This is a genomic window from Streptomyces lydicamycinicus, assembly GCF_000829715.2.
Lineage (GTDB): Bacteria > Actinomycetota > Actinomycetes > Streptomycetales > Streptomycetaceae > Streptomyces > Streptomyces lydicamycinicus.
On the sequence record NZ_BBNO01000002.1, the window covers coordinates 640,289 to 666,503 of the forward strand.

Genomic DNA, 26,215 nt, shown 5'->3' on the forward strand with positions numbered 1-26,215 from the left:
CGGCCTCGGCGGCCCGGCGATCCCGGGGCGGGGACGGACGCCGCGGGCCGGCCCGGGTGCCCCGACCGCTCCACTCGTGTGGCCGGGCTCCGGCGGCGCCCGCACTGTGGTGCTCATGCAGCAAGCCAGCCTCCTCTCCGCTCCGGCCGGCCCGGGGCCGCGGACCCGCGCGACGCGCTCCGTCGCGGCCCATGACCTGTGGTGGCTCATCGCCGTGGCCGCCGTCTTCACCGCCCTCCTGGTCTATGGCGCCCTGACCACCCCCGGTCTGGGATGGGACGAGACGGTCTACGTCAGCCAGGTCGACCGCCATACGCCGGCCGCGTTCTTCAGCGCGCCCCGCGCCCGCGGCGTCAGCTTCCTCCTCGCCCCGGCCGCCGCGCTGACGACCTCGGCCACCGTGCTGCACTGCTACCTGGCGGTGCTCTCCGGCGCCGGGCTCCTGATCAGCCTGTGCGTCTGGCGGCATCTGCTGCCCGCCCCCGTACCGGCGCTGGGCGGCGCGCTGTTCGCCGGTCTGTGGATCACGCTCTTCTACGGCCCGCAGGCGATGCCCAACCTGTGGGTCGCCTACGCCGCGCTCGTCGCCACCGGCTGCTTTCTGCGCGCCGTACGGCAGCCGTCCAGGCAACTGGCCCCCCGCGCCGGCTGGGGCGCGGCGGCCGGACTCGGCGTCGCGGGGGCGCTGGCCGCGCTGATGCGCCCCACCGACGCCGTCTGGCTGGCCGTGCCGCTCTTCGCCGCGGCACTGTGCGTCCCGTCCTGGCGGCGCCCCGCCGTGCTGCTGACACTGCCGGCCGGACTGGCCCTGGGATGCGCCGAGTGGGTCGCGGAGGCGTATCTGTCCTACGGCGGGCTCGTGGCCCGGCTGCGGCAGGCCGGACGGATCCAGGGCGGTCTGGGCTGGCATCTGTCCTTCGACGACCACGCCCGCTCGCTTCAGGGCAAGACGCTGTGCCGGCCCTGCCAGCTGGCCTGGGACCACCCGGTGACGGCGGTGTGGTGGTTCCTGCTGCCCCTGGCGGTCATCGGGGCGGTATGGGTGGCGCTGCGGGCCCCTGATTCCGGTCGTGCGCTGTACCGGTACGGTCCGGCGTGGGCGTCCGCGGAGCGCGGCGGTGGCCCGCAGCCGCTCGGGCTGGCACCGGTCCGGCCCGGCAGCCGCGAGCCCGTCGGTGAGCCGGACCACCACGGCCCGGTGTGGCCCGCGGTGCGGCTGCGCGATCCGGTCGGCCCGCTGCACCGCAACGGACCGGCACCGCTCGTCGTCCCGGCGCTGGCCGGCCTCTGCCTCGCCGCTCCCTACCTGCTGACGGTGAATTACGCCGCGCCGCGCTTCCTGCTGCCCGCGTACGCCCTGCTGCTGATGCCCGCCGCGTGGTTCCTGTACTGGCTGACCCGGCTGCCGCGCCGCCGGCACGCCTGGGCGGTGGCCTTCCTCGTCCTCGCGCTGACCGGCCATGAGGCCATCCAGCTGGCGATTCTGCACAAGATGGTGCGGAGCACCGCACGCGCCCAGACCGGTATCGGCCGGATCTCCGAGACGCTGAAGGAGGCCGGTCTGCGGCCGCCCTGTGTGGTGAGCGGCGAGGAGGCGGTACGGGTGGCGTACCTGGCGGGCTGTGCGTCCCGCCAGCCGCAGGGCCACGACGCCGGCATCACCCCCGCGGGCCTGGCCCGGCTGGCCGCGTCCCGGCCCGCCGCCGTCCTCGTCGACGGCCGTAAGCCGCCGGCCTACGCCCGTGGCTGGCGCCCGGTCCCGCTGCCGCCGGCGCCGGGCCTGACGTCACTGCACGCCTTTGTGTCCCCGCCGACCCGGCCCTGAGCCGCGGCGTCCGGGCCGCTGAGGGCCCCACACATGCGGGCGCCCGCCCGGCCTGAGGGCCGGACGGGCGCGCTTGCTTGCTGCTCTGGCCGCGGAGCCGGCCGCGGTCAGGCGGGGATCACTGCTCCGCGCCGCCGAAGCGCTCGCGGTAGGCCTCCAGGTCGTCCTCGGTGATCTTCGCGAAGAGCACCGGCGGCACCGTGAAGGGAGTTCCGGCCGGCACCGAGGCCAGCGCCTTCGCCTCCTCCTGGGAGACCCACACCGCCGTGTCGTTCTCCAGCGCGAAGGCGCCCCGCATCGCCTTGGCCGACGACGGGATGAACGGCTCGGAGACGATCGCGTACAGATGGATCAGGTTCATCGCCGTACGCAGCGTCAGGGCCGCGGCGTCCTTGTCGGTCTTGATCTCCAGCCACGGGGCCTTCTCCTCCAGGTAGGAGTTGCCCGCGCTCCACAGGGCACGCAGCGACGCCGCGGCCTTGCGGAACTGCAGGGCCTCCATGTGGCCCTCGTACTCCGCCAGCAGCCCGGCGATCTCCTCGCCCAGCTTCTGCTCCGCGGCCCCGGCCTCGGCGCCCGCGGGCACCTCGTCACCGAACCGCTTCCGGGAGAAGGACAGCACCCGGTTGACGAAGTTGCCGAGGGTGTCCGCCAGGTCCTTGTTGACCGAGGACGCGAACAGCTCCCAGGTGAAGGAGGTGTCGTCGGACTCCGGGGCGTTGGCGATCAGGAAGTAGCGCCAGTAGTCGGCCGGCAGCAGCTCCAGCGCCGCGTCCGTGAAGATGCCGCGCCGCTGGGAGGTGGAGAACTTCCCGCCGTAGTAGTTGAGCCAGTTGAAGGCCTTGAGGAAGTCGACCTTCTTCCACGGCTCGCGGGTGCCCAGCTGGGTCGCCGGGAACATCACGGAGTGGAACGGCACATTGTCCTTGGCCATGAACTCCGTGTACCGGACGTCCTCGGCCTCGTACCACCACGACTTCCAGTCGCGGTTCTCCGGGTCGACGTCCGCCCACTCCTTCGTCGAGCCGATGTACTCGATCGGCGCGTCGAACCAGACGTAGAAGACCTTGCCCTCGGCCGCCAGCTCCGGCCACACATCGGCCGGCACCGGAACGCCCCAGTCCAGGTCACGGGTGATGGCCCGGTCCTGGAGGCCCTCCGTCAGCCACTTGTGCGCGATGGACGAGGCCAGCGTCGGCCATTCCTTGCTGCCGTTGCCCTCCAGCCAGCCCTCGACCTCGTGCTGAAGCTTCGACTGGAGCAGGAAGAGGTGCTTGGTCTCGCGCACCTCCAGATCACCGCTGCCGCTGATCGCCGAGCGGGCATCGATCAGGTCGGTCGGGTCGAGCACCCGGGTGCAGTTCTCGCACTGGTCGCCGCGCGCCTTGTCGTAGCCGCAGTGCGGACACGTTCCGACGATGTAGCGGTCCGGCAGGAAGCGGTCGTCGGCGATCGAGAAGACCTGGCGGATCGCCCGCTCCTCGATGAAGCCGTTCTCGTGCAGCTTGCGCGCGAAGTGCTGCGTCAGCTCCACGTTCTCCCGCGACGAGCTCCGGCCGAAGTAGTCGAATTCGAGGCCGAAGCCCTCGTAGATGGCCTTCTGCTTGTCGTGCTGCTCCGCACAGAACGCGTCGACCGACTGGCCCGCGTCCTTCGCCGCCAGCTCCGCAGGGGTCCCGTGCTCGTCCGTCGCGCAGATGTAGAGGACATCGTGCCCGCGCTGCCGCATATACCGGGCATAGACATCGGCCGGGAGCATGGACCCCACCATGTTGCCCAGGTGCTTGATCCCGTTGATATACGGAAGGGCGCTGGTGATGAGGTGTCGAGCCATTGCCGGCTGCTCCCAAGTCGCTACGGTGAGTGAGGATTTGCTTTACGGAACGTCAATATCGTACTGGACGGGGCAGGGGTGACCGCGCGGGTATTTCGGCGCCGGACCGAGTCCCTGCTCACCCCCTCCGCCGTCCGCCGCGGCCCGCGCTCACACGGCCGCGTCCGCCGACTCGGCGCCGTCCGCCGCCGGGGACCGGCCGGGCTTCGCCGCCCGGCCGTTGACCAGGAGTCCGGCGACGAGCGCGGCGAGCAGCATGATCGCCGACGCCACCCCGATGGCGACATTGAACCCGTGCACCACCCCGTCCTTGACGATCTGGTCCCGCACCGCCGGGGTGAGCCCGAGCCCGTCGCCCTTCCGGGCCGCCTCCGCCAGATGATCCGCGATGAACACCGCACTCGCCGAGGTGGCGATGGTGTTCAGCAGCGCCGTACCGATCGAACCGCCCACCTGCTGCGCCGTGTTGACGGTCGCGGAGGTGACTCCGGAGTCGTGCGGGGCCACCCCGGACGTGGCCGTCGCCATCACCGGCATGAAGATCAGGCCCATGCCGAGCCCGACGAGCAGCATGGCCGGCAGCACATGCGACACATACGCGGGCTCGGCCGTCAGATACCGCAGGGTGAAGAGCCCCGCGGCGGCCAGCAGCGCGCCCGGGACCATCAGGAAGCGTGGCGGGATGCGGTGCAGCAGCCGCGCCGAGATCTGCGTCGAGCCGACCACGATCGCCGCCACCATCGGCAGGAAGGCCATCCCGGTCCGGACCGGTGAATAGCCGAGCACGGTCTGGAGGTAGTAGGTCATGAACAGGAACATCCCGAACATCGCGATGACCGCCAGCGCCATGGTCAGGAAGGCGCCGCCGCGATTGCGGTCCCGCACGATGTGCAGCGGCAGGAGGGGATGCGGCGCCCGCGACTGCCACCAGCCGAAGACGGCCAGCAGCGCCACCCCGCCCGCCAGCAGACCGATGACCAGCCCGTCTCCCCACCCCCGTGGCTCCGCCTCACTGCACCCGTAGACGATCGCGACCAGACCGCCGCAGCCCAGCACCGCACCCGGAATGTCCAGCTGTACGCGGTCCCGCTCCGGCTTGTCGTGCAGAAACACCGAAGCGCCCAGGAAGGCGATCACCGCGATCGGTACGTTCACGTACAGGCACCAGCGCCAGTTCAGGTACTCGGTCAGCAGCCCGCCGGCGATCAGTCCGATGGCCGCGCCACCGCCCGCGATGGCCCCGTAGATCCCGAAGGCCTTGCTTCGCTCCTTCCCGATGGTGAACGTCGTGGTGAGCAGCGACAGCGCGGACGGTGCCAGCAGCGCACCGAAGGCGCCCTGCAGCGCCCGCGCCCCGAACAACAGCCCGGACCCGGTGGCCGCACCTCCCAGCCCCGACGCGACGGCGAACCCGACCAGCCCGATCATGAACGTCTTCTTCCGTCCCACCAGGTCGGCGATCCGCCCGCCGAGCAGCAGCAGCCCGCCGAACGCCAGCGTGTACGCGGTGATCACCCACTGCCGGTTGGCGTCCGACATCCCCAGATCCCGCTGGGCCGACGGCAGGGCGATGTTCACGATGGTCGCGTCCAGCACCACCATCAACTGCGCGATCGCAATCACCACAAGGCCCCACCAGCGCCGTGGATCGGGCTTCGCCGGTGCGGCCCAGCGGGGAGTAGTGGTCCGGGGAGGGGGAGCGGGTCCTCCCTCTTGGCTCGCGTCACTCATCACGACCCGCCTCGCTCGGCTGGTACGGCCACCCCGGCCACCCCGCCGCTCCCGCCCGGAGCAACCGGATCAAACGGAGCACTTCACCCATTCAGCGTAGGGAGGGGCGCGGGGCCTCGCCTCTTGTGGTGCGCATCGGCGCCGAGGTCAGGAGTGCGCACACGACAGCGGCCGCGGCCGGGCCCGTGGGAGCCCGGCCGCGGCCGGTGAGGTGTCGGGTGTGGTGGTGGCGAGGCGGTCAGCTGTCCTTGAGGACGCCGGCCGCGCGGGCCTCGGTGAGCCACTCGGGGAACTCGACCATCAGCTGCTGGTAGAGCTCGTCGTGGGAGAGGCTGCGCGGGTCGCGGCCGGCGTGGAAGAAGCCGGCGTTGTCGACGGCGCGCTTCTCCGGGACGGCCAGGTCGTCGAGCTTGCGGAGGAAGTCGAAGCCCTTGGCGTCCGGGTCACCGAAGCCGATGAACTGCCAGAAGATGGGGAGCCCGGCCGCCTCGCAGAGCGCCTTCTCGGCGGCCGGCTTGGAGGTCGGGGCGCCGTCCGTCTGGAAGATGACGAAGGCCGGGGCGGTGGCGCCGGACTTCTTGTAGTGGTCGACGACCGCGTTGATGGCCCAGTGGTAGTTCGTACGGCCCATGTGGCCGAGACCGGCGTGCAGTTCCTCGATACGGCCCTCGTAGTTGGTGAGGTCGAGGTCGGCGGTGCCGTCGATGTCGGTGGAGAAGAAGATCACCGGCACGGTGGCGTCGTCGTCGAGGTGCGCGGAGAGGCCGAGGGCCTGCTCGGCGAGGTTCTGGACGGTGCCGTCCTTGTAGTAGGGACGCATCGAGCCGGAGCGGTCCAGGACCAGGTAGACGGCGGCGCGCTGGGTGGCGAGGCCGTGCTTCTCCAAGGTGCTGCCCGCGGCCTTGTAGAGGCTGACGAGGGCGGGGGCGGTAGTGGGGAGCGAGGCCGCGGCGGTGGAAGCGGTGACGGCCTCGGCCTGGGGCTGGGGCTGGTCGGCGGGGGCCTGGTCGGCCTTCGGTGCTGCGGGCTCCGGCTCGGCCTTCGTGGGCTCCGCCGTCTTGGGGGCGTCCGTCTTGGGCGCTGCGGCCTTCGGCTCGTCCTTGGGCTCCGGCTCGTCCTTGGGCAGGTCCGTGGCCTTCGGCTCGTCCTTGGGCTCCGGCTCGTCCTTGGGCAGGTCCGTGGCCTTCGGCTCGTCCTTGGGCTTCGCGTCGGCCGCGGGCTTCGCCTCGGCCTCCGGCTCCTTCACGGGTTCCGGCGTGGCCGCCCCCTTCTGCTCCGGCTCCGCCGCCACCTCGGGCTCCGGCTCGACGGCGTCGGCCGCCGGCTCGGCCTTCGCGGCCGGCTTCGCCTCGACCTCCGCGACGACCTCCGCCTCCGCCTCGACCTCAGCCTTTGCCTCGGCCTCCGGCTCAGCGGCCTCCGCCTCCGCCTCGGTGCCGGCCGCCGCCGCGCCCGGGTTGTCGAAGGCCTTGCTCACGAGATCAGCGACGGTGTCGCCGGTGGCCTGCTCGGTGGCGGGGGCCGGTGAGACGTCCGCCGCGGGCTCGTCCTTGTCGCTCGTACCGGCCGCGACGGCCTGCTCGGCGGCTTCTTCGGTAGCGGCAGTCTCGGCCGCAGCCGCCTCCCCGGCGGCCTCCGCCGCAGGGTCCTCAACCGCTTCGGCCGTCTCGATGGCCTCGACCGGTGCGGACGGGGTGGCCGCCGCGGTCGCGTCGTCGGCCGCCGGCTCCTCCCGTACCCCGGCCGCGTCCCGACCGGCGGCCTCCTCGGCCGCCGCGGGCTCCTCCCGGACCGGGGAGCTCTCCGCCGCCCGCTCCGCACGGTCCGCGCGGCTGCCCTGGGCGGGCAGCGTCGGGGTCGTCGGTGCCGGGTCGGCGGCGGGGGCCTCCGTGGGGGCCGTCCGGGCGGCCGGAACCTCGGCTTCCGGGGTGGCGGGGGCCGGTGTGGACTCCTCGCGGGCCTCCGGGATGGTCGCGGACTCCGGCTTGTCGGCGCCGCTCGGGGCCGCGCCGGTTTCTTCACGGGTCGCCTTGGAGCGACCGAAAGCGTTGCGCAGCAGACTCCGAATGCCCATCGGCGAACCTCTCTTGCGGGTGCTGGGTGCGGCGTATGTCCGTGACGCACGGACATGTCCCTGACCAGGACGGATACGTAAGGGTAGCGGCCGGGACCGGCCTCATCGTGGGACCCCGCGCCTTGTGTGGTGGGCCATCCGGGGGCTGTGACGGGCCAGTGGGTTTCGGCCGGGGCGCCGGAGTTCCGCCGGGGAGACATCGGTCCTGCGTACGAGGTTGATCGGCCGTGTGCACACCTCCGCGGCGCACGGCCCGGTGCGGAATTTTCGATACCGGACTGAATCCTTACCGCGCTCCGGGCCGCCGTCGTTTGCGTCGTTTTGCCCTCTCTGGAACTGGGATTGACCCCTCGTACGGTGCCGGGCGGGCCTGCCGTCCCCTTGGATTCACCGTCTGTTCATGTTTGCGTCGTCATGCGGCGGATCGGCCCGTTTAGCGTCACGGCGAACCATGACCGCGAACCGAACGACGGCGCGCATCCTTTTGTCCGCGCCGCACACCGTTCGACCTCGTTCGACTCCGCTAAAGAGGGGGAAATGTGCGCAAGTTCCTGCCGTTGATCGGCTCGCATCCTGGTGGGCGTTCGGCCATGACGTGCCGGTACCGCTGTGGTGACGCCTGCTTCCACGAGACGCCGAACACGAGCGACAACGCCTACGTCGGTGAGGTCATCGCCGGTGCGCTGTCCCGGCGTTCGATGGTGCGGGCCGCCGCGGTCGTGACAGTGGCGGCGGCGGCCGGCGGCGCGGTGGGCGGCGTGGGGGCGCCGCCGGCCGTCGCGGCGTCCAAGCCCGGTCAGGAGTCCCGGGGCGGGAAGGGCCACAAGGCGGCGCGCGGGCTGCGGTTCGCCACCGTGGCGCCGAACACGGCCGACGCGGTGGTCGTCCCCGAGGGGCACGCGCAGAACATCGTCATCCGGTGGGGCGACCCGATTTTGCGCGGGGCGCCGGCCTTCGACCCGGACCGGCAGTCGGCGAAGGCGCAGGCGGGGCAGTTCGGTTACAACAACGACTACATGGCCGTGCTGGACGTGCCGGGCGAGCGGCACCGGCAGCTGATGGTGATCAATCACGAGTACACCGACGAGCAGCTGATGTTCGCCGGGTACGACGCGGAGGCGCCGACGCGGGAGCAGGCCGAGATCGGCTGGGCGGCCCACGGGCTGTCCGTACTGGTCGTCCAGGAGGAGCGGCACAGCGGGCGGCTGGCGGCGGTGTCCCGGCACCGGCTCAACCGGCGGATCACCGGCACCACGCCGTTCGAGGTCACCGGCCCCGCGGCGGGCAGCGACCTGCTGAAGACGTCCGCCGACCCCGAGGGGACGCGCATTCTGGGGACGCTCAACAACTGCGGCGGTGGCATCACCCCGTGGGGGACGGTGCTGTCCGGCGAGGAGAATTTCAACCAGTATTTCGCCAACGGGGGCAGTGTCACCGATCCGACGGCGGTGGCCCGGCTCAAGCGGTACGGCATCACCGGCGGGGCGAGCCAGCGCAAGTGGGAGCGTTTCGACAAGCGCTTCGATGTCGTGCGGGAGCCGAATGAGCCGCACCGCTTCGGCTGGGTTGTGGAAATCGACCCGTACGATCCCGAGTCGACACCGCGGAAGCTGACGGCGCTGGGGCGGTTCAAGCACGAGGCGGCCGAACCGAGGCTGACGGCGGACGGCCGGCCCGTTCTCTACATGGGCGATGACGAGAAGTTCGATTACTTCTACAAGTTCGTCTCCGCCCGGCGGATGAAGCGCGGGACGTCACGGGCCGCGCGGGAGCACAACCGGACGCTGCTGGACGAGGGGACGCTCTATGTCGCCAGGTTCACCGGTGACAGTGCGGCGGGGGAGATCGACGGGTCGGGCAAGCTGCCGAAGGACGGCGAGTTCGACGGGTCGGGGGAGTGGATTCCGCTGGCGAGCGGCGACACCTCGCATGTGCCGGGAATGACGGCGGAAGAGGTCTATGTCTTCACCCGGATGGCCGCCGACAAGGTGGGCGCCACGAAGATGGACCGGCCGGAGGATGTCGAGCCCAGCCCGCGGACCGGGCGGGTCTATATCGCCCTGACCAATAACAGCGACCGGGGGAAGACGGGCAAGGCTCCGGCGGACGAGCCCAATCCGCGCAAGGAGAACAAGCACGGGCAGGTCCTGGAACTGAGTGAGCGGTGGGACGATCCGGCGGCGGACCGTTTCGACTGGCGGCTCTTCCTGGTCTGCGGTGATCCGGAGGACCCGGCGACCTATTTCGGCGGATTCCCCAAGGACCAGGTCAGCCCGATTTCCTGCCCGGACAACATCACCTTTGATGTGCACGGAAATCTCTGGATATCGACCGACGGAAATGCGCTGGGGAGCCATGACGGACTGTTCGGGGTGGCGACCGCAGGAGAACGGCGGGGTGAGGTCCGGCAGTTCCTGACGGTGCCCACGGGGGCCGAGACCTGCGGGCCGGTCGTACAGGAGCGGCGGGTGCTGGTCGCCGTGCAGCACCCGGGTGAGGTGGACGGGGCCAGTGTGGAGCGGCCCGCGTCGCAATGGCCGGACGGGGAAGGGGAGTTGGTCCGACCCTCCGTGGTGGGTGTGTGGCGGAAGGACGGGCGGGACATCGGCATGTGAGGGAAGGGCAGGTGCCCATGGGGGCGGGGACCGGCTCCTGCCCCCATGGGCGCCGTCCCGTCCCGTGACCCCCGTGCCCGCCCCGCGAGGCTCCCCGGCGGTTCCTCCCGCCCCGCCACATCACGCCGCGGAAACGATGTGGCAAGAGCAGGGTAAGAAGTGTGTCGCTCAGGTATCCGATGCGCAGGTGTGCCCGTCTTCTCCGGTGACCATTGTCCGGAGCCGTCCGTTGTGCCTAAGGCGGCCGGTTAAGAAGGCAAGAACCCTTCCGAGGGTGACGGGAGATGTGGGCGCATGGGGCTGACCAGTCAGTCGCTCGAATACACGGTGATCGTGCTGGCGGTGCTCTGTGTCGCCGCCACGGTCTGGCTCTGGCCCCGGCTGGCGCGGCGCGGCGTGGCGGCCGTCCTCGGCCGGCTGGGCGCGATCGTGGTCACCCAGGTGTCGATCGTGTGTGCGCTCGCCCTCGCCGTGAACACGAACTACGAGTTCTACGGCAACTGGGACGAACTCCTGGGCAACACCGATGAGGCGCCGGCCTCCCTGAGCCAGGGCGGCGGCCAGTACACCTCGGTCGGCAACCTCAAGGGCGGACTGGTCCAGCCGGCCGGTCCGCAGGGGCTCGACCGGGTGACCGGACTGCCCAAGGGGCCCGCCGACCGGGTGGGCAAGGTCGAGTCCGTGAAGATCATCGGCCGTCGCAGCCGGGCCATCAACCCGGGCTTCGTCTATCTCCCGCCGCAGTACTTCCAGCAGCAGTTCCGCCGGCAGCGGTTCCCCGTCATGGTCGTCATCAGCGGCTACCCCGGCGGGATCATGAACCTCGCACAGCACCTCCAGGTGCCGCAGAACGCCGGCCGGCTGATCGCGCAGGGCAAGATGCAGCCGACCGTGATCGTGATGGTCCGGCCGACGATCGCCCCGCCGCGCGACACCGAGTGTGTGGATGTGCCGGGCGGGCCGCAGGCCGAGACGTTCTTCACCAAGGACCTGCCGGACGCCATGAAGTCGGCCTACCGGGTGGGCCGGGACCCCAGCGCCTGGGGCGCGTTCGGCTACTCGTCCGGCGGCACCTGCTCGTTGCAGCTGGCGATGCGGAACCCGAAGGTCTACACCTCGGCGGTCTCGCTCTCCGGTGACTACGCGATCAAGGACGACCTGACCACCGGCAGCCTCTTCGGCCCCGGTCCGGAGGGCGCCCGGCGCGAGCGCGAGCACGACCTGCTGTGGCGGCTGAAGCACCTGCCCGCGCCGCAGATCTCCGCGCTGGTCGCCAGCAGCCGTAAGGGCGAGGCGGACTACGGCGACACCATGAAGTTCCTGCGGGCGGCCAAGTCGCCGATGACGACCGAGTCGATCATCCTGCCGCAGGGCAGCCACCAGTTCACGACCTGGCGGCGGGAGGTCGTGCCCGCCCTTCAGTGGCAGAGCCAGCAGCTGACGTTCCCCCAGGACACGGAGGCGCTCCCGCAGCGCAAGCCGGGTGTGGGGAAGGGCGGCGCCCCGGGGCAGCGGACCACGCCGTCCCCGGCACCGTCGGCGTCCGACGACAACAAGGGCCGCCGACGGGTGGAGGCGGAGCGCCCCCAGAGGTGAGCCGCGAGTGAGCTGAACAGGGGCGCCGGAGCTGTCCGGCGCCCCTGTCGCATGTGTGTGCCGAGAGCCGGCGGCGGGCGGGGAGTGGACCGTTCCGCATGATCCGGGGTGCCTCGGGTAACCGCCATTCCCTTGGACGCACCGTCCGTCACGCACACCGGGGAGTTCTCATGGCGCGTACGCGAGAGGGCGAGGAGGCGGCCTGGTCACCAGCGGCCGCGCGGGCCCCGCTGGCCGTCCGGATCCTGCTGCTGGTACTGGCGTTCGCCGCGATGGTGGCGTTCGCGGCGGCGCTGGCACGGGTCACGCTGACCCCGTCGGCGGCGTCGGTGCCGCTGACCCACCCCAACCTCCGCCCCGGCGACTCGATCCGGGGCTACCTGGCGCAGCCGCACCTGGCCGACACCGTCAAACAGCTCGGCGGCAATGTCGTGCTGGGTCTGCCGTTCGGGGTGCTGCTGCCGGTGCTGGAGCCGCGGGCCCGCGGGCTGCTGCGGGTGGGGGCGGCGACCGCGCTGGTGATGCTGCTGGTGGAGCTGGTGCAGGGAGCGCTGATCACCGGCCGGGCCTTCGACATCGACGATGTGATCCTCAACTGCGCCGGTGCGCTGCTCGGCTATCTGCTGCTGGGGCGGCGGTTGGGCCGGGCCGTGCATCCGCGGCGCCGGCACTGGTGGCACCGGCTCGGCGGCAAGGGGACGGCGGGGCCGGCCAAGGCCCCCGGGGCCGGGTCGGCGTGACGTAGGGCCCGGCCGATTCCGGCCGTGGCGCGCACCTCGTGCCGCGCGCCCCGGCCGCGCTACGGGCGGTAGACCATGCCTGGTTCCGGCTTCGCCGGGGAGAGCAGCTGGGAGACCGTGACGATCGTGTAGCCGCGCTTCTTCAGCTCCTTGAGGATGCCGGGGACGGCCGGCACGGTTCCCCGGTAGATGTCGTGCAGCAGGATGATGCCGTCGCGCTCGGTCTGTTCGAGCACCCGCTTGGTGATCAGGGCCGAATCGTTGGTCTGGTAGTCCTTGGCGGTCACGCTCCACAGGACCTGCGCCAGGCCGAGGTCCTTGCTGATTTCGGAGACCGTCTCATCGGTCCTGCCCTGCGGCGGGCGCATCAGCCGGGGTGTCTTGCCGGTGATCTTGCGGACCGCGTCCTGGAGGCGGGACATCTCGCGCTTGGCCGATGTGGCCGGGATGTCGGTCAAAATCTGGTGCGACCAGGTGTGGTTGGCCGGTTCATGGCCCTCGGCGTCGATCCGCTTCACCTCGGCGGGCCGCTTTACCACGTGGTTCTCGCCGAGCATGAAGAAGGTCGCGTGGACCTTCTCCTTCTTGAGGATGTCCAGCAGGCGGTTGGTGTGCTCGCTGGGGCCCGCGTCGAAGGTGAGCGCGACGCACTTGGCCTTGCGGCAGTCGACGGCGTCACCGGCCGTGCCCCGCGGGGCCTTGCCGTCCTCGGCCGCGGCGTCCGCGGTGTCCTTCGCCCGGACGTCGGCCGCCGGTGCGTCGGCGCGGGCGTCGGCCGGGGTGGTGACGTCGTAGGTGGCGCAGCCGCTGAGGGCCAGGACCAGGGACGTGGCCGTCAGCAGCCCGGCGAGGAGGGTGCGGCGGGCCGCGGATATCGACTTCGGCATACGGGTCTCTCTTCGCGTGCGAGGGGTGCGACAGCGAGCCCGCGACCTGCGCTTTCGGGCATGACGAAGTCGACGCGTACGGAGCGTGGCCCCGCCGCGCCGACCCGCGGGAGCAGCTGTCGTAGGGATCCTGGGGACTATACATAGGCAGTACACACTGCGTGTATACGTGGGGTGTGTACGGGAAGGGACGTGCGGACGGAGGGGTGGCGGGAGCGGGTGGGACGTACGGCGACGGAGGCCGTCTCGCGCCCACCCCGATCGGACGCGTCCGCCGCGACACCCCGCCCCCACCGCGGTGGACTCGTACCGTGACCGCACCGCCGCCGGACGACTGCCTGGCGCACAACGACTGGATCTGCGGCGACTACCTGAGCACCCGTCGGCAGATCCTCCTCGACGCGCTCCTCCAGCACCTCCAGCTGACGGTGTTCTCGGTGGCGCTCGGGCTGGTGATCGCGGTCCCGCTGGCGCTGCTCGCCCGGCGCAGACGCTGGACGGTCGGGCCAGTGCTCGGCATCACCACGGTCCTCTACACGATCCCGTCGCTGGCGATGTTCTCGCTGCTGCTGCCGGTCTACGGGCTCTCCGCCACCCTCGTGGTGGTCGGCCTCGCGCTCTACTCGCTCACCCTGCTCGTGCGGAACATCCTGGCGGGCCTGGACGGGGTGCCCGCCGAGGCCACGGAAGCCGCCCGGGGCATGGGGTACGGGCCGATGCGCCAACTGCTGACCGTCGAACTGCCGCTGGCCGTGCCGGCGGCGATGGCCGGGCTGCGGATCGCCACGGTCTCGGCGGTCGCGCTCACCACCGTCGGCGCCATCGTCGGATACGGCGGACTGGGCAACCTCATCTACGCCGGCATGAACGCGTTCTTCAAGGCACAGGTGCTCACCGCGTCCGTGCTCTGTGTGCTTCTCGCGGTGGCCTTCGATCTGCTGCTGCTCGGGGTGGAACGGCTGCTCACCCCCTGGCGCCGGGCGAGCCGGCGGGCGGTGCGGGCCCGGGCCGCCACCGGACCGAAGCGCCTGGTCGCGGCCCTCGGGCGGCGGACATGAACACCGTCTCCGCGGTCTGGAGATGGCTGACCACCGCCGCCAACTGGTCCGGTGAGAACGGCGTCTGGCACCGCCTCGAACAGCACCTCGTGCTCACCTTCTGCTGTCTGGTCATCAGCGCCCTGATCGCGCTGCCGGTCGCCCTGACCCTCGGCCACCTCGGCCGCGGCGGGGCGCTGGCCGTCAACCTCGCCAACATCGGCCGCGCGGTGCCGACCTTCGCCGTCCTCGTCCTGCTGCTGCTCACCCCGATTGGACGGCACGGGCAGTGGCCGACCATCATCGCGCTGGTGTTGTTCGCGATTCCGCCGCTGCTGACCAATGCGTATGTCGGGATGCGTGAGGTGGACCAGAACGTGGTGCGAGCCGCCCGGGGCATGGGGATGACCGGCACCCAGCTGGTGTGGCGGGTCGAGGTGCCGCTCGCCTTTCCGCTCGTCCTGACCGGGATCCGGATCGCCGCGGTGCAGCTGGTGGCCACCGCCACGCTCGCCGCGCTGGTGGGCGGCGGCGGGCTCGGCCGGATCATCACCGCCGGGTTCAACCTGGCCAGCACCCCGCAGGTGGTCGCCGGAGCGGTGCTGGTCGCGGTGTTCGCGCTGCTGATGGAGGCCGCCTTCGAGCTGGCCCAGCGGTGGGCACCGGGGTGGGCCCGCGGACGGGCTCGATGAGGGTCACTGCCGCCGCCGTTGCGGCCGTCATCGCCCTCGGGCTCGCGGCCTGCACCAGCGGCCCCTCCCTGGAGACCCGCGCCGCGATCACCGCCTCCCCCGGCGACAGCCACGAACTGACCATCGGCTCGGCCGGCTTCACCGAGAGCGAGCTGCTCGCCCAGATGTACGCGGCGCTGCTCGACCACGCCGGGTACCGGACCCATGTCGTGACCGTCGGCAACCGCGAGCTGTACGAACCCGCCTTGGAGGTGGGGCAGATCGATGTCGTGCCCGAGTACGCCGCCACCTTCGCGGACTGGCTCAACGCCAAGAACAAGGGCTCCAAGGCGGCGCCGGTGGCCTCGCCCGACATCGGTGCCACCATGGCCGCGCTGCGCCGGCTCGCCGGCCCGCGCGGTCTGACCGTGCTCCCGGCCGGCCGGGCCGTCGACCAGAACGCCTTCGCGGTGAGCGCCGCCTACGCTCGCGAGCACCACCTCAAGACCCTCAGCGATCTGGGCCGCGCCAAGCTTCCGGTGCGGCTGGCCGCGGGCGATGAATGCGTCCAGCGGCCGTTCTGCGCGCCGGGGCTGAAGAAGCGCTACGGGATCAACATCACCGCCATCGACCCGAAGGGCGTCGGCACCACACCCGCCAAACAGGCCGTGCAGAACGGGCAGGACCAGATGGTGCTCACCACCAGCACCGATGCCACCCTCGACCGGTTCGGCCTGGTGCTGCTCACCGACGACAAGAAGCTTCAGAACGCCGATTACGTCCTCCCCGTCGTGAACCGCGCCCGTGCGGGCGGAGCGGGGCCGGCCGCCGCGCTCAACCGCCTCAACAAGGTGCTGTCCACTGCCGATCTGGCGTATCTCAACGAGCAGGTGGACAGCTGGCGGCGGCTGCCGGCGGACGTGGCGCGCAACTACCTGAAGTCCAAAGGGCTGTTGCCCAAGAGCTGACACCGCGCGGGCGGCGTGGGGGGGGGCGGTGCGCGGTGACCGTGCCTGTGATGCGCGCGGTGACAGGGCCGGTGTTTCACGTGAAACGCCGCGCAGGGAGGCAGGCCGGGCGTTTCACGTGAAACGCCCCTCCCGGCGCTTTCACTCCGTGGGGACCGAGTCCACCTCGGCCCGCTCCCGCGGTACTCCTCGCTCGTCCGAACCGATGGTGCGGCGCAAGGCCTCATGGAGCTTGGTCGGGGTGAGGACGCCCAGGAACCGGTGGCCGTCCAGGACCGCGATCCAGCCGGCGTCGTGCTTGAGCATCTCGCTGAAGGCCGCCTTGAGGGTGCCGGTCACCGGCACCCAGGCCTCCATCCGGCGGGCGTGACCGGCGACCGTGCCCTCCCCGCCGGTCAGCTCCTCGGTGGCCACCCAGCCGTGCAGTGCGCCGTCCTCGTCGAGTACCACCGCCCAGCGGGCGCCCTCGGCCCGCAGCCGTGCCCTGGCGCCCGCGGCGGGTTCGCCGAGCCGGACGAACGGCGGGCGTTCGAGGTCACCACGGTCGATCCCGGTGACCGAGAGCTGCTTCAACGCACGGTCGGTACCGACGAATTCGGCGACATAGGGGGTCGCGGGGGCACCGAGGACGCTCGCGGGGGTGTCGTACTGCTCGATCCGGCCGGCTCCGTAGACCGCGATCCGGTCGCCGAGCCGGATGGCTTCCTCGATGTCATGGGTGACCAGCAGCACCGTCTTGTGCAGATCGGCCTGAAGCCGCAGGAACTCCTTCTGGAGCCGGTCGCGGACGACCGGGTCGACCGCGCCGAACGGCTCGTCCATCAACAGCACCGGCGGGTCGGCGGCGAGCGCACGGGCCACCCCGACCCGCTGGCGCTGGCCGCCGGAGAGCTGCTCGGGGTAGCGCGGGCCGTAGACGGCCGGGTCCAGACCGACGAGATCCAGGAGTTCGGCGGCCCGTGCGCGGGCCTTGGCCCTCTTCCAGCCGGTCAGAAAGGGCACGGTCGCGGTGTTGTCGAGGACGGTGCGGTGCGGGAAGAGGCCGGTCTGCTGGATGACATAGCCGATCCCGCGGCGCAGGGTGACCGGGTCGACGCCGGCGATGTCCGCACCGTCGACGTAGATCCGCCCGTGCGTGGGGTCGATGAGCCGGTTGACCATCATCATGGTCGTCGTCTTGCCGCAGCCCGAGGGCCCGACCAGCGTCACCAACTCCCCCTCGCCGACCTCGAAGGAGAGGCCGTCGACGGCGGTGGTCCCGTCGGGGTAGCGCTTGGTGACCGAGTCGAACCGGATCATCGCCCCATTGAATCCCGCGGCCCCCGCCCGGACCTGTCATGCGGGCAATCGGGTGGGGCGGGCCCGGCGGCCATTGCCTGGCCCCCGCGCCCAGCCCCCAGTCCCCTGCCCCGGCCACCGGATCCGGAGTGACTGCCCCTCAGACCCCCGCCCGCCGGGCACCCGGCTCCGGCTCGCCGCCCGCCCCCGGCCCTTCCGTCCCCGGCCCGTCGGCCATCCGGTACCCGCCGCCCGGCACCGCCTCGATCACCGGCGGGTCGCCGAGCTTGGCCCGCAGGGCGCCGAGGGTGACGCGTACGGCGTTGCCGCCGTAGCTGGTGTGTTCCTCCCACACCTCCTCGATCAGCTCGTCGCCGCTGACCACCGCGCCCTGTGCGCGCAGCAGCACTTCGAGCACCCCGAACTCCGTACGCGACAGCGCCAGCGGGCGGCCGTCGCGGGCGGCCAGCCCGCGCGCGGTGTCGACGGTGACGCCGGCCCGCTCGATGATCTGCGGCTCGGCGCGGCGGGCGGGCCGGCCCAGCGAGACGACCCGGGCGAGCAACTCCTCGGGGACGAAGGGCTTGGCCAGCCAGTCGTCCGCGGCCGGTGCCGGGTCCGCCGCCCGGTCGTCCGGACCGGCCGCGGTGAGCAGCAGCACCCGGGTCGGCAGCCGCTCTGCCACCACATACCGGCGGAGGGCGGCACCGTGCGGTGCGGGCAGCTCGCGGTCCAGGACGAGCACGTCGTACCCGCCGAGCCGCAGTCCGGCCAGTGCCGCGCGGCCGTCGTGAGCGATGTCCACCACGATCGCGGCGCGGCGCAGCTCCGCGGCGATCATGTCCGCGAGGCACTCCTCGTCCTCCACCACCAGAACGCGCATGGCGTCATGTGTACCCGAGGCGGAGCCGCTGGCGAGCCGAACTCCGTGCGCCGCGACGCCGGGGCCGGGGAATTCACCAGGCTGGCGCCGAGCGGCACCCGGCGCGGGCCCCTGGGCCGCGCCGGTGACGCGGACCGCCGACCGGGTCGCTGCGGCCCGTGCGACCGCGCCACGGCGAACCTGGGCCGGACAGCCCCGGGGCGCGGGGCCGTACGAGTTGCTTCCGCCGCACCGCCTCTCCTCCTGCCGCCTCCGGCCCGGCCGGCGTGCTTACGATCCACTTCGGCCACCGGTCGGAAGGTGGAAGGGAGCGCCACGATGAGAGCCGTAGCAGTCAGCGCATTCGGTGAACAGCCGCAGCTCATGGAGCTGCCGCAGCCCGAACCAGGGCCCGGTGAGGTCCTGGTGCGGCTGGCCGCCGCCGGACTCAACCCCGTCGACTGGAAGCTCGCCGACGGGATGTTCGGCGATGCCGTGCCGGCCGCTTTCCCCCTCGTCCTGGGGTCGGACGGGGCGGGCGAGGTGCTCGCCATCGGCAGCGGGGTGCGGCGGTTCACCATCGGCGACGCGGTGTTCGGCCAGTTCCAGCGGCCGAAGCAGGGCGGCGGGTCGTACTGCGAGCTCGCCGTTGCCGACGAGGAGCGGATCGCGCACGCCGCCCGCAGCGTCACCTACGCCACCTCCGCGGCCGTGCCGACGGCCGGGATGACCGCGTACAACCTGGTCGAGGAGACCCGGATCGCCGAGGGCAGAAGGGTGCTGATCGTCGGCGCGACCGGCGGCGTCGGCACCTTCGTCACCCAGCTCGCGGCCGGCCGCGGTGCCGAGGTGATCGCCACCGCCCGCCCGGCCAAGGCGGAGCTGATGCGTACGCTGGGCGCCGCCGAGACCGTCGACCACACCGCGGGCCCGATCGCCGACCAGGTCCTCGCGATCCATCCGGACGGTGTCGATGTGCTGATCGACATGACCAGCGGCCCCACCGAGTTCGCCGCACTGACCCGGACCGTGCGCGACGGGGGCACCGCCGTCTCGCTGATCGGATCGGCCGACGCGGACGAACTCACCGAGCACAACCTCCGCGGCTTCAACTTCGTCAACCGCCCCTCCCCGCAGCTGTTGGAGATCCTCGCCGGCCAGGTCGACGCGGGCCGTCTGACGGTCCTCGTGGGCCGTGAGGTCTCCCTGGAAGAGGCGCCGGACGCCCTGGCGGCCAGCCGCACCGGCCGGGCACAGGGGAAGACCGTCCTGGCGATCTGAGCGGCGGTCAGGAGCCGGCGCCGATGCGCGCCGCGGACCGGCGGGCACGCAGCGCCCGGACCGCCGGCGGTCCCGCAGCGGCCAGCGCGGCGGTCAGCGTCCCCGCGCCGATGACCAGCCAGACCCCGGTGCGCAGCGGTCCGGTGAGCGCGTCGGCGTAGGCTCCCGCGGCCGGCCGGGAGACCATGGCGGGCAGCGCGTCCAGGGTGCGGCTGCGGACCAGCGCGAGCGCCGCGGCCAGCAGCCCGGCGGCCGCCGCACAGCCCAGCCCGGCCCAGATCAGCGCCCGCCGCCGGCGCCGCGCCAGCAGCAGCCCGCCGGTCAGACACAGGGCCGCGGCCGGCGGCAGCAGCAGCGCCCCGGTGCGGACGACCTCGTAGACGGCCCGGATCCGGGGCACGTCCGGGGCCTTCAGCAGCACGATCTCCACCCCGGCCCGCGGCACCCGCCGCAGGAGGTCGAGCCCCATGCCGTTGTGGGACAGCTGACGCTTGACGCGTTCCACGACCGGGGTGAGGTCCAGCGTGACCGGGGACCGGCCGGAAGCGGCCAGCCGGCCGTCCAGCGTCCGGTGGGCGGTCCGGTGCACCCCGTTCCACACCGCGCGAAAGCCGCGCCCGGTGACGACCTGCCGCACCTGCTTCTCCACGAACTGGCGGATCCCGCGGGTGAAGTGCCGGCGCACCGCGGGACGCTCGGCGCGCGGTACGGCCTTCAGCAGCCCGTCGAGCCGGACGTGCGCCATCACGCCGTCCGTCACATCGTCGACGACCGCCTCCTGGACGGCGGCGTTCCCGGCCAGCGGCGCCACCGCCGCCACATAGCCGTCGGTCTCGGTCAGCTCGGCCCGCGCCCAGATCGCGGCCAGGCTCAACGGCAGCAGCAACGCCCCCACCAGCAGCAACACCCCACCGGCCAGCGCCCGTCCGCGTCGTCGCGGCCCGTGCGAGGACCGCGGTGTCATTCGCCCGCCCGCGCGTACGGGTGCGCTCGCTGACATCGCGTCCGGTCCTTCCTGCACGGCGGACTGGGGCGCGTTCCACGGACCGGCCGGGCCGGCGGAGCTCCGCAGGACGCGCGCTACGGCCATCTCCCAGGCAAATGGGAACCTCCGTCGCCCGCGACCGGGGCCGGTGCCAATGGGTGACCGGGCGTGCGGCCAACCGCCCCGGCCCGCCCGTGCCCCCGCCTCAGCCCGCCCGCGCCACGCGCCGCCGCCGGACCGCCCGCACCACCCCCGGCCCGAGCAGCGCGGTGGCCCCGGCGCCCACCGCCCATCCCATCCAGCTGTCGCCCTCGCTCTCCGGGGTGCTCTCCGGCAGGTCGTCCACATCGCCCGAGCAGGCCGTGGGGGCGAAGGACTCGCCGACGTAGACACAGACCGTGGCGGCGGGGCGCCGGGTGCCGGGGGCGGCGGAGGCGGCGGGTTCTGCGTGGCCGCCGAGCACGGCCGTGGCGGTGAAGACCCGGATGTCGTGCGCGGGCAGATCGGAGCGCCAGATCACCTTCTGCTCGCCCACGCCGTCCCCTTCGACCCGGCCGCCGGGCGCGGTCGCCGAGGTCGTGGTGGCCGGCATCCGCTGCTCGATCCGGGCGTCGTGCACCTCCGAGGCACCCAGGTTGTGCACGGTGATGCGGTAGTCGAGCCGTTTGCCGGACTCGGGGGCGTCGGCGCCGTCGGTCACCGACACCGTGACCGAGACGGCGGGCGGGGCCTTCGCGGCGGACGCGGCGGCGGACGGTGCGTGGAGCGTGGCGGCGCACAGCAGCGCGCAGACAACGGCGGTTCTCATGCCGTCATCCGAGCATCGCGGCCGTCTCGACGGGCGGCAGGCGGCCCGCTCCCGGGCCGGGTTCACCCGAGTGAGGGGGCCGCGGGAGCGGCGCACGGCTCAGGCTTCCGCGGCGCACCCACCGCCCGGGCCGTCGCGGCCCGGGCGCTCAGTGCCGGTGCGGCCCCGGCCGGTGCACCGGACCGTGCGCGTCCTCGCAGTGGCCGGCCGGCTGCTCCGGGCCGGGACCGGGCCGCGGACTCAGCGTCAGCAGCTCATCGGGTGCGCCCTGTTCGCCGACATGATCGACCTGGAGGGTGGCGTGGGTGATGCCGTACTCCCCGCTCAGCAGCTCCTGAAGACTGCGGCGGACCTTGTGGCAGTCGCCGCCCGGCGCCACCAAGATGTGCGCGGAGAGCGCCGGCTGCCCGGAGGTGATCTGCCAGATGTGCAGGTCATGCACCTCGACGACCTCGTCCGCGGCCACCAGATGATCGCCCAGCGCGTCGGGATCGATGCCGGCCGGCGCGGCCTCCATGAAGATCCGGCCGGACTCCCGCACCAGCCCCGTACCGGCCCGCAGCATCAGCGCGACGACCACGAGCGTGGCGATCGCGTCGGCCCGCTCGAAGCCCGTCGTCAGCACGACCAGACCGGCGACGGCGGTGGCGACGAACCCGAACAGGTCGGTGAGGATGTGCTGATAGGCACCCTCGACGTTCAGGCTGGAGCGGTTGGCCCTGGACAGCAGCCAGGTGCAGATCAGATTGACCACGATCCCGGACAGCGCGGTCACCAGCACCAGCCCGCCGCCCACCTTCGGCGGCGAGATCAGCCGCTCGACGGCCTCGTACCCCAGCCAGGCCGACAGCAGCAGCAAGGTGATGCCGTTGGCCTGCGCGGAGAGGATCTCGGCGCGCTTGAGCCCGTAGGTGTAGCCACCGCGGGCCGGCCGCGCGGCCAGCCGCATCGCGATCAGGGCCAGCACGATCGAGACCGCGTCGGTGAGCATATGGGCGGCGTCCGAGATCAGCGCCAGGGACTGGGCCACCACACCGATGACGACCTCGACCGCCATGTACGCGGTGAGCAGGATCAGCGCGGCCCGCAGCCAGCGCCGGTCCGCGTCCGGTGAGACACCGTGCGCATGGCTGTGGCTGTGCCCGTGGCTATGGACGTGCTCGGTCATCGGCGCGCTCCTTCCTGGCTCCTCGCTGCGAAGCAAACCGCACTTCGGCGAAAGATCCAAAGGCTGCACCGGTGACCGTTGTCATTACCGTCGAACGGACGATCGTGCCTGGTCAGAGCGGTGCGGAGGAGGGCGGGACCGGAACCGGGAAACGGAGTTCGGCCATCCGCTCCCGGCTGGCGCGGTGCGCCGCCGCGGCCCCTCCTGCCGGGTAGCATCCGGCGCCATGAGCAACGCTACGGGGGAGACCCGGCGGCCCGCACCCGGCACGGGGCAGCTGCTGGCGCCGCTCGGCCTGCTGGCCGCCGTCGCCATCCTGTCCACCCACCACGACGGCCTCACGTTCTGGCTGGGCGCCCTGCTCGGCACCGTCGCCGTCCTCGGCTACCTGGCCTGCTTCGACTCCCCGCGCGGCATCTGGCAGTGGCTGCCGGCGCTGGTGGGCTTCTGTGCGGCGTTCCTGTTCGCGGGCCAGTTCCTGATCGCCCTGCTGGCGTGAGGGCGGCGGGCCTCCCCGAGGGACGGGGCGAGCCGACCGGTCAGTAAAGTTCGGCTCCCGTCCCCCGGACCGGTCCCCGTCCCCTCCCGACCTCTGAGGTATCCGGCAGTGAGCCCCGCACCACCCGCCCCGGCCGCTCCTGAACCGCTGTCCGTCGTCGGCATCGGGGCCGACGGCTGGGACGGACTGCCGCCCGTCTCCCGGCAGGCCCTGAGCGCCGCCGAGGTGCTGATCGGCGGCGCCCGCCAGCTCGCGCTGCTGCCCGCCGAGTGCACCGGCGAGCGCGTCCCGTGGCCGTCGCCGCTGCGGCCCGCCGTCCCCGGCCTGCTCGCCGCGTACGCCGGGCGCCGGGTGTGCGTGCTGGCCAGCGGCGACCCGATGTTCTACGGCATCGGACGGACCCTGACCGAGGTGATCCAGGAGCAGGCGGCCACCGGCGCGGGAGAGACGGCGGGCGGGCCCCCGGCCCCCGGGCTGCGCATCCTCCCGCACCCCTCCTCCGTCTCCCACGCCTGTGCCCGCCTGGGCTGGCCGCTGGAGGACACCGAGGTCGTCACGCTCGTCGGACGGCCCGCCGAGAACCTCCTCCGCGCGCTGTACGACGGCCGCCGGGTGCTGGTGCTGTCCGCCGGTGCCCGGACCCCCGCCGAGGTCGCGGCCCTGCTGCGCGCCCACGGCTTCGGCCCGACCCGGATACGCGTACTGGAGCAGCTCGGCGGCCCGCGGGAGAAGACGGCCGAGGGCACCGCCGAGGACTGGGACCTGCCGCCCGGTGATCCCCTCAACGTCCTCGCCCTCGACTGCCGTCGCGCACCCGGCACCCCGCCGCTCTCCACCGTCCCCGGTCTCCCCGACGCCGCCTACGAGCACGACGGCCAGCTCACCAAGCGCCATGTCCGCGCCGCCACCCTCGCCGCCCTGGCGCCCGCCCCCGGTGAACTCCTCTGGGACATCGGCGGCGGCTCCGGCTCCATCGCCATCGAGTGGCTGCGGGCACACCGCGGCTGCCGCGCCGTCAGCGTCGAGCGTGACCCCGTACGGGCCGAGCGGATCGGCCGGAACGCGCGCACGCTCGGCGTCCCCGGACTGCGCGTCGTCACCGGCCCCGCGCCCGCCGCGCTGGACGGTCTGCCGACGCCGGACGCGGTCTTCATCGGCGGCGGGCTGACCGCCCCCGGCCTGCTGGCCGCGTGCTGGGCGGCGCTGCCCGCGGGCGGCCGGCTCGTGGCGAACACCGTGACGCTGGAGTCCGAGGCGCTGCTCGCCGACTGGTACCGGCGGCACGGCGGCGAGCTGGTGCGGCTCGCGGTCGCGCACGCCGTGCCGGTCGGCGGTTTCACCGGCTGGCGGCAGGCGATGCCGGTCACCCAGTGGTCCGCCGTGAAGCCGCCGGCCACCTCCCCGTCCCCGACCGCCGTCCCCCAGGAGACCGAGCAACCATGACCGTCCACTTCATCGGCGCGGGTCCCGGCGCCGCCGACCTGATCACCGTGCGCGGCGCCCGTACGCTCGCGTCCTGCGGGGTCTGTCTGTACGCGGGCAGCCTGGTGCCGCGGGAGCTGCTCGCGGAGTGCCCGCCCGGTGCCCGGCTCATCGACACCGCGCAGCTGGACCTCGACGCGATCACCGCCGAGATGGTGCGCGCCCATGAGGAGGGCCATGACGTGGCCCGGCTGCACTCCGGTGACCCGTCCGTCTTCAGCGCGGTCGCCGAGCAGATGCGCCGGCTGGACGCGGCCGGTGTGCCGTACGACGTGGTGCCGGGCGTCCCCGCGTTCGCCGCGGCGGCGGCCGCCCTCAAGCGCGAACTGACCGTCCCCACCGTCGGCCAGACCGTCATCCTCACCCGCGTCGCCCAGCGGGCCACCCCCATGCCGGAGGGCGAGGACCTCGCCACCCTCGGGCGCAGCGGTGCGCTGCTGGTGCTCCACCTGGCCGCCATGTACGTCGACCGGGTCGTCGCCGAACTCCTGCCGCACTACGGCGCCGACTGCCCCGCCGCGGTCGTCGCGATGGCCTCCCGCCCCGATGAACTCGTCCTGCGCGGCACCCTCGCCGATATCGCGGATCAGGTGAAGGCCGCGGGCGTGGTCCGTACGGCCGTCATCATGGTCGGCCGCACCCTGGGCGCCGAGCAGTTCCGCGACAGCCATCTCTACTCGGCGGACCGCGAGCGGCCGCATCTGCCGTGCGCCGGGGCGCCGGAGACCCCGTAGCCGGCGCGTACGGGCCGTGGCCCGCGGCTGCGGACGTTCTTCCGCCCGGAATTCCGCCTGGATTGTGGCCCCGACATGCGTGAACCCCGGAACTGGAGGTTCCGGGGTTCCGGCCGGCCCTGCCGCGATGGCGAAGCACCGGTAGGGCGCGAGGAATTCTGCCGGCCGTCAAGCCGTGCCGTCGGCGTCGATATCAGCCGCGGTCAGCCGCTCTCAGAAGCCGGTGGTCTCCACCGTGGCCATACCGGAGACCTGGCCGACGGGCACGCTCGACGCGAGGGAGCCGGCGGTCTCGACGACACCGCCGACGCTCACGGCGGCACCGTGGCCGGCAACCTCGGCACCGGCGCTGGCGAGCCCACCGGCAATGTTGTCCAGCTCGTTGTCGGCGATCTCGCAGGTGTCGATCGCGGGGGTGAAGCCGTTACGCATGGCGTGCCCTTCCCTCAGGGTTACGGGGTTCTGAACTCACGCGGACTGAATTGCCGATAAAGCCGAATTGCCGACGGGGCGAATACGGCCGTAGCGGGGCCTCGGATGCCGGAAATGTGACGTCCATAATGGCGGTCCGTGTGCTCGCAGAATGCAATCACGTCACAGCTTTCCTGGGCAACTTACCGTTCGGTTTTCAACCGGTATGCAATTGGGCTCCATAATCGCCCTGACCTGCAAGTTTGCCCGCTTCTTGGCGATGAACCGACCGTGCGGCGGCTATCGGAAAACTATCCTGGGAAAGTCCTTCATGCACGCCCTCCGGGTATATCTGCGGTTACCGTCCGACGGGTCCGCGGTGAGTGTGATGGGGTGAGATGTCTACCTTCCCTGCTTTCCTCTCCATCGGGGGTGTCAATTCCCTCGGGTCCGGAAACGGTGTGCTGTGGTGCGGGAAAGGGCTTGCGTCCTTTCGCGAGTCGCCCCGCGACGAGCCGCCGTGACCAACTCACCGCCGGTGGCCGACCCTTGGTGAGCCGGCGTTCCTGTTGAACCGTCAATGACCTGTGTGCGGTGTGCGGGACCGAGCTGCTTGACACGGGCCGAGGTGCGGCGAAACGTAGAAGGCAACCGCTCCGTGAAGCCGCCGCTCATGCCGGATCCGTATCCGCGGGGACCCCCGCCCGGTCCGCTGCCCCGCTCACCGGC

General features: G+C 72.3%; 21 protein-coding genes. 11 read left to right on the forward strand and 10 right to left on the reverse strand.

The window, feature by feature from the left end; genetic code table 11:
- Window positions 1-115: 115 nt before the first annotated feature.
- Window positions 116-1,825, forward strand: a complete 1,710-nt coding sequence (locus tag TU31_RS08235; protein ID WP_042151881.1) for a hypothetical protein — start codon at window positions 116-118, stop codon at window positions 1,823-1,825.
- Window positions 1,826-1,943: 118 nt separating this feature from the next.
- Here TU31_RS08235 and metG read toward each other — a convergent pair whose 3' ends face one another.
- The 3 genes from metG to TU31_RS40220 all read right to left on the reverse strand — a co-directional run bounded on the left by metG (window position 1,944) and on the right by TU31_RS40220 (window position 7,464).
- Window positions 1,944-3,659, reverse strand: coding sequence for a methionine--tRNA ligase (metG, locus tag TU31_RS08240; protein WP_042151213.1), 1,716 nt, complete (start codon window positions 3,657-3,659; stop codon window positions 1,944-1,946).
- Between the two features lie 150 nt (window positions 3,660-3,809).
- On the reverse strand, window positions 3,810-5,285 hold the full coding sequence (locus TU31_RS08245; RefSeq protein ID WP_042151216.1) for an MFS transporter: 1,476 nt from the start codon (window positions 5,283-5,285) through the stop codon (window positions 3,810-3,812).
- 343 nt (window positions 5,286-5,628) lie between these two features.
- On the reverse strand, window positions 5,629-7,464 hold the full coding sequence (locus TU31_RS40220; protein WP_042151218.1) for a VWA domain-containing protein: 1,836 nt from the start codon (window positions 7,462-7,464) through the stop codon (window positions 5,629-5,631).
- Between the two features lie 539 nt (window positions 7,465-8,003).
- Here TU31_RS40220 and TU31_RS08255 point away from each other — a divergent pair.
- From TU31_RS08255 to TU31_RS08265, 3 genes are all read left to right on the forward strand, one after another.
- Complete coding sequence (locus TU31_RS08255) at window positions 8,004-10,079, forward strand: PhoX family protein (protein ID WP_042151221.1); 2,076 nt, start codon at window positions 8,004-8,006, stop codon at window positions 10,077-10,079.
- A 294-nt stretch (window positions 10,080-10,373) separates the two neighbouring features.
- The gene (locus tag TU31_RS08260) at window positions 10,374-11,675 is read left to right on the forward strand and encodes an alpha/beta hydrolase (protein WP_042151223.1); all 1,302 of its coding nucleotides are present in this window, start codon (window positions 10,374-10,376) and stop codon (window positions 11,673-11,675) included.
- 170 nt (window positions 11,676-11,845) lie between these two features.
- Window positions 11,846-12,415 (forward strand): VanZ family protein, encoded by a 570-nt coding sequence (locus tag TU31_RS08265; protein WP_245698451.1) that lies wholly within the window; start codon window positions 11,846-11,848, stop codon window positions 12,413-12,415.
- A 59-nt stretch (window positions 12,416-12,474) separates the two neighbouring features.
- Here the strand turns inward: TU31_RS08265 and TU31_RS08270 are convergent, their stop codons facing one another.
- Entirely contained in the window at window positions 12,475-13,302 is an 828-nt protein-coding gene (locus TU31_RS08270) for a polysaccharide deacetylase family protein (RefSeq protein ID WP_042151226.1), read from the reverse strand.
- Between the two features lie 311 nt (window positions 13,303-13,613).
- Here TU31_RS08270 and TU31_RS08275 point away from each other — a divergent pair, with 311 nt between their 5' ends.
- From TU31_RS08275 to TU31_RS08285, 3 genes are read left to right on the forward strand one after another with little or no spacing between them, the layout of a single operon-like run.
- Window positions 13,614-14,360: an ABC transporter permease gene (locus tag TU31_RS08275; RefSeq protein ID WP_042151228.1), complete on the forward strand. Its 747-nt coding sequence runs from the start codon at window positions 13,614-13,616 to the stop codon at window positions 14,358-14,360.
- On the forward strand, window positions 14,357-15,031 hold the full coding sequence (locus TU31_RS08280; RefSeq protein ID WP_042151231.1) for an ABC transporter permease: 675 nt from the start codon (window positions 14,357-14,359) through the stop codon (window positions 15,029-15,031). Before TU31_RS08275 ends, TU31_RS08280 begins: the two co-directional genes overlap by 4 nt.
- On the forward strand, window positions 15,028-15,978 hold the full coding sequence (locus TU31_RS08285; protein ID WP_042151886.1) for an ABC transporter substrate-binding protein: 951 nt from the start codon (window positions 15,028-15,030) through the stop codon (window positions 15,976-15,978). Before TU31_RS08280 ends, TU31_RS08285 begins: the two co-directional genes overlap by 4 nt.
- Before the next feature lie 141 nt (window positions 15,979-16,119).
- On the opposite strand, the gene TU31_RS08290 is transcribed toward TU31_RS08285, so the two are convergent.
- Together TU31_RS08290 and TU31_RS08295 are read right to left on the reverse strand one after the other, a co-directional pair.
- Window positions 16,120-17,277 carry an ABC transporter ATP-binding protein gene (locus TU31_RS08290; protein ID WP_042151233.1) on the reverse strand — a complete coding sequence of 386 codons (1,158 nt, stop codon included), beginning with the start codon at window positions 17,275-17,277 and terminating at the stop codon, window positions 16,120-16,122.
- A gap of 139 nt (window positions 17,278-17,416) precedes the next feature.
- Entirely contained in the window at window positions 17,417-18,139 is a 723-nt protein-coding gene (locus TU31_RS08295; RefSeq protein ID WP_042151235.1) for a response regulator transcription factor, read from the reverse strand.
- Window positions 18,140-18,457: 318 nt separating this feature from the next.
- On the opposite strand from TU31_RS08295, the gene TU31_RS08300 reads away from it, so the two are divergent.
- Window positions 18,458-19,399 carry an NADP-dependent oxidoreductase gene (locus TU31_RS08300; protein ID WP_042151238.1) on the forward strand — a complete coding sequence of 314 codons (942 nt, stop codon included), beginning with the start codon at window positions 18,458-18,460 and terminating at the stop codon, window positions 19,397-19,399.
- Between the two features lie 7 nt (window positions 19,400-19,406).
- Here the strand turns inward: TU31_RS08300 and TU31_RS08305 are convergent, their stop codons facing one another.
- The 3 genes from TU31_RS08305 to TU31_RS08315 all read right to left on the reverse strand — a co-directional run bounded on the left by TU31_RS08305 (window position 19,407) and on the right by TU31_RS08315 (window position 22,360).
- Window positions 19,407-20,399, reverse strand: a complete 993-nt coding sequence (locus TU31_RS08305) for a hypothetical protein (protein WP_042151889.1) — start codon at window positions 20,397-20,399, stop codon at window positions 19,407-19,409.
- A gap of 190 nt (window positions 20,400-20,589) precedes the next feature.
- On the reverse strand, window positions 20,590-21,192 hold the full coding sequence (locus TU31_RS08310; RefSeq protein WP_042151241.1) for a hypothetical protein: 603 nt from the start codon (window positions 21,190-21,192) through the stop codon (window positions 20,590-20,592).
- A 148-nt stretch (window positions 21,193-21,340) separates the two neighbouring features.
- On the reverse strand, window positions 21,341-22,360 hold the full coding sequence (locus TU31_RS08315; protein ID WP_042151244.1) for a cation diffusion facilitator family transporter: 1,020 nt from the start codon (window positions 22,358-22,360) through the stop codon (window positions 21,341-21,343).
- A gap of 226 nt (window positions 22,361-22,586) precedes the next feature.
- Between TU31_RS08315 and TU31_RS08320 the strand changes: the two genes are divergently transcribed.
- The 3 genes from TU31_RS08320 (at window position 22,587) to cobM (ending at window position 25,075) form a co-directional block, all read left to right on the forward strand.
- A complete protein-coding gene (locus TU31_RS08320; RefSeq protein ID WP_042151247.1) occupies window positions 22,587-22,859 on the forward strand; it encodes a hypothetical protein in 273 nt (90 codons plus the stop codon).
- Window positions 22,860-22,967: 108 nt separating this feature from the next.
- Window positions 22,968-24,302, forward strand: coding sequence for a bifunctional cobalt-precorrin-7 (C(5))-methyltransferase/cobalt-precorrin-6B (C(15))-methyltransferase (locus TU31_RS08325; RefSeq protein WP_042151251.1), 1,335 nt, complete (start codon window positions 22,968-22,970; stop codon window positions 24,300-24,302).
- Window positions 24,299-25,075 (forward strand): precorrin-4 C(11)-methyltransferase, encoded by a 777-nt coding sequence (gene cobM / locus TU31_RS08330; RefSeq protein ID WP_042151255.1) that lies wholly within the window; start codon window positions 24,299-24,301, stop codon window positions 25,073-25,075. The genes TU31_RS08325 and cobM overlap by 4 nt, the downstream gene beginning before the upstream one ends.
- A gap of 213 nt (window positions 25,076-25,288) precedes the next feature.
- Here cobM and TU31_RS08335 read toward each other — a convergent pair whose 3' ends face one another.
- Window positions 25,289-25,507, reverse strand: coding sequence for a hypothetical protein (locus TU31_RS08335; RefSeq protein ID WP_042151258.1), 219 nt, complete (start codon window positions 25,505-25,507; stop codon window positions 25,289-25,291).
- Between the last annotated feature and the right edge of the window lie 708 nt (window positions 25,508-26,215).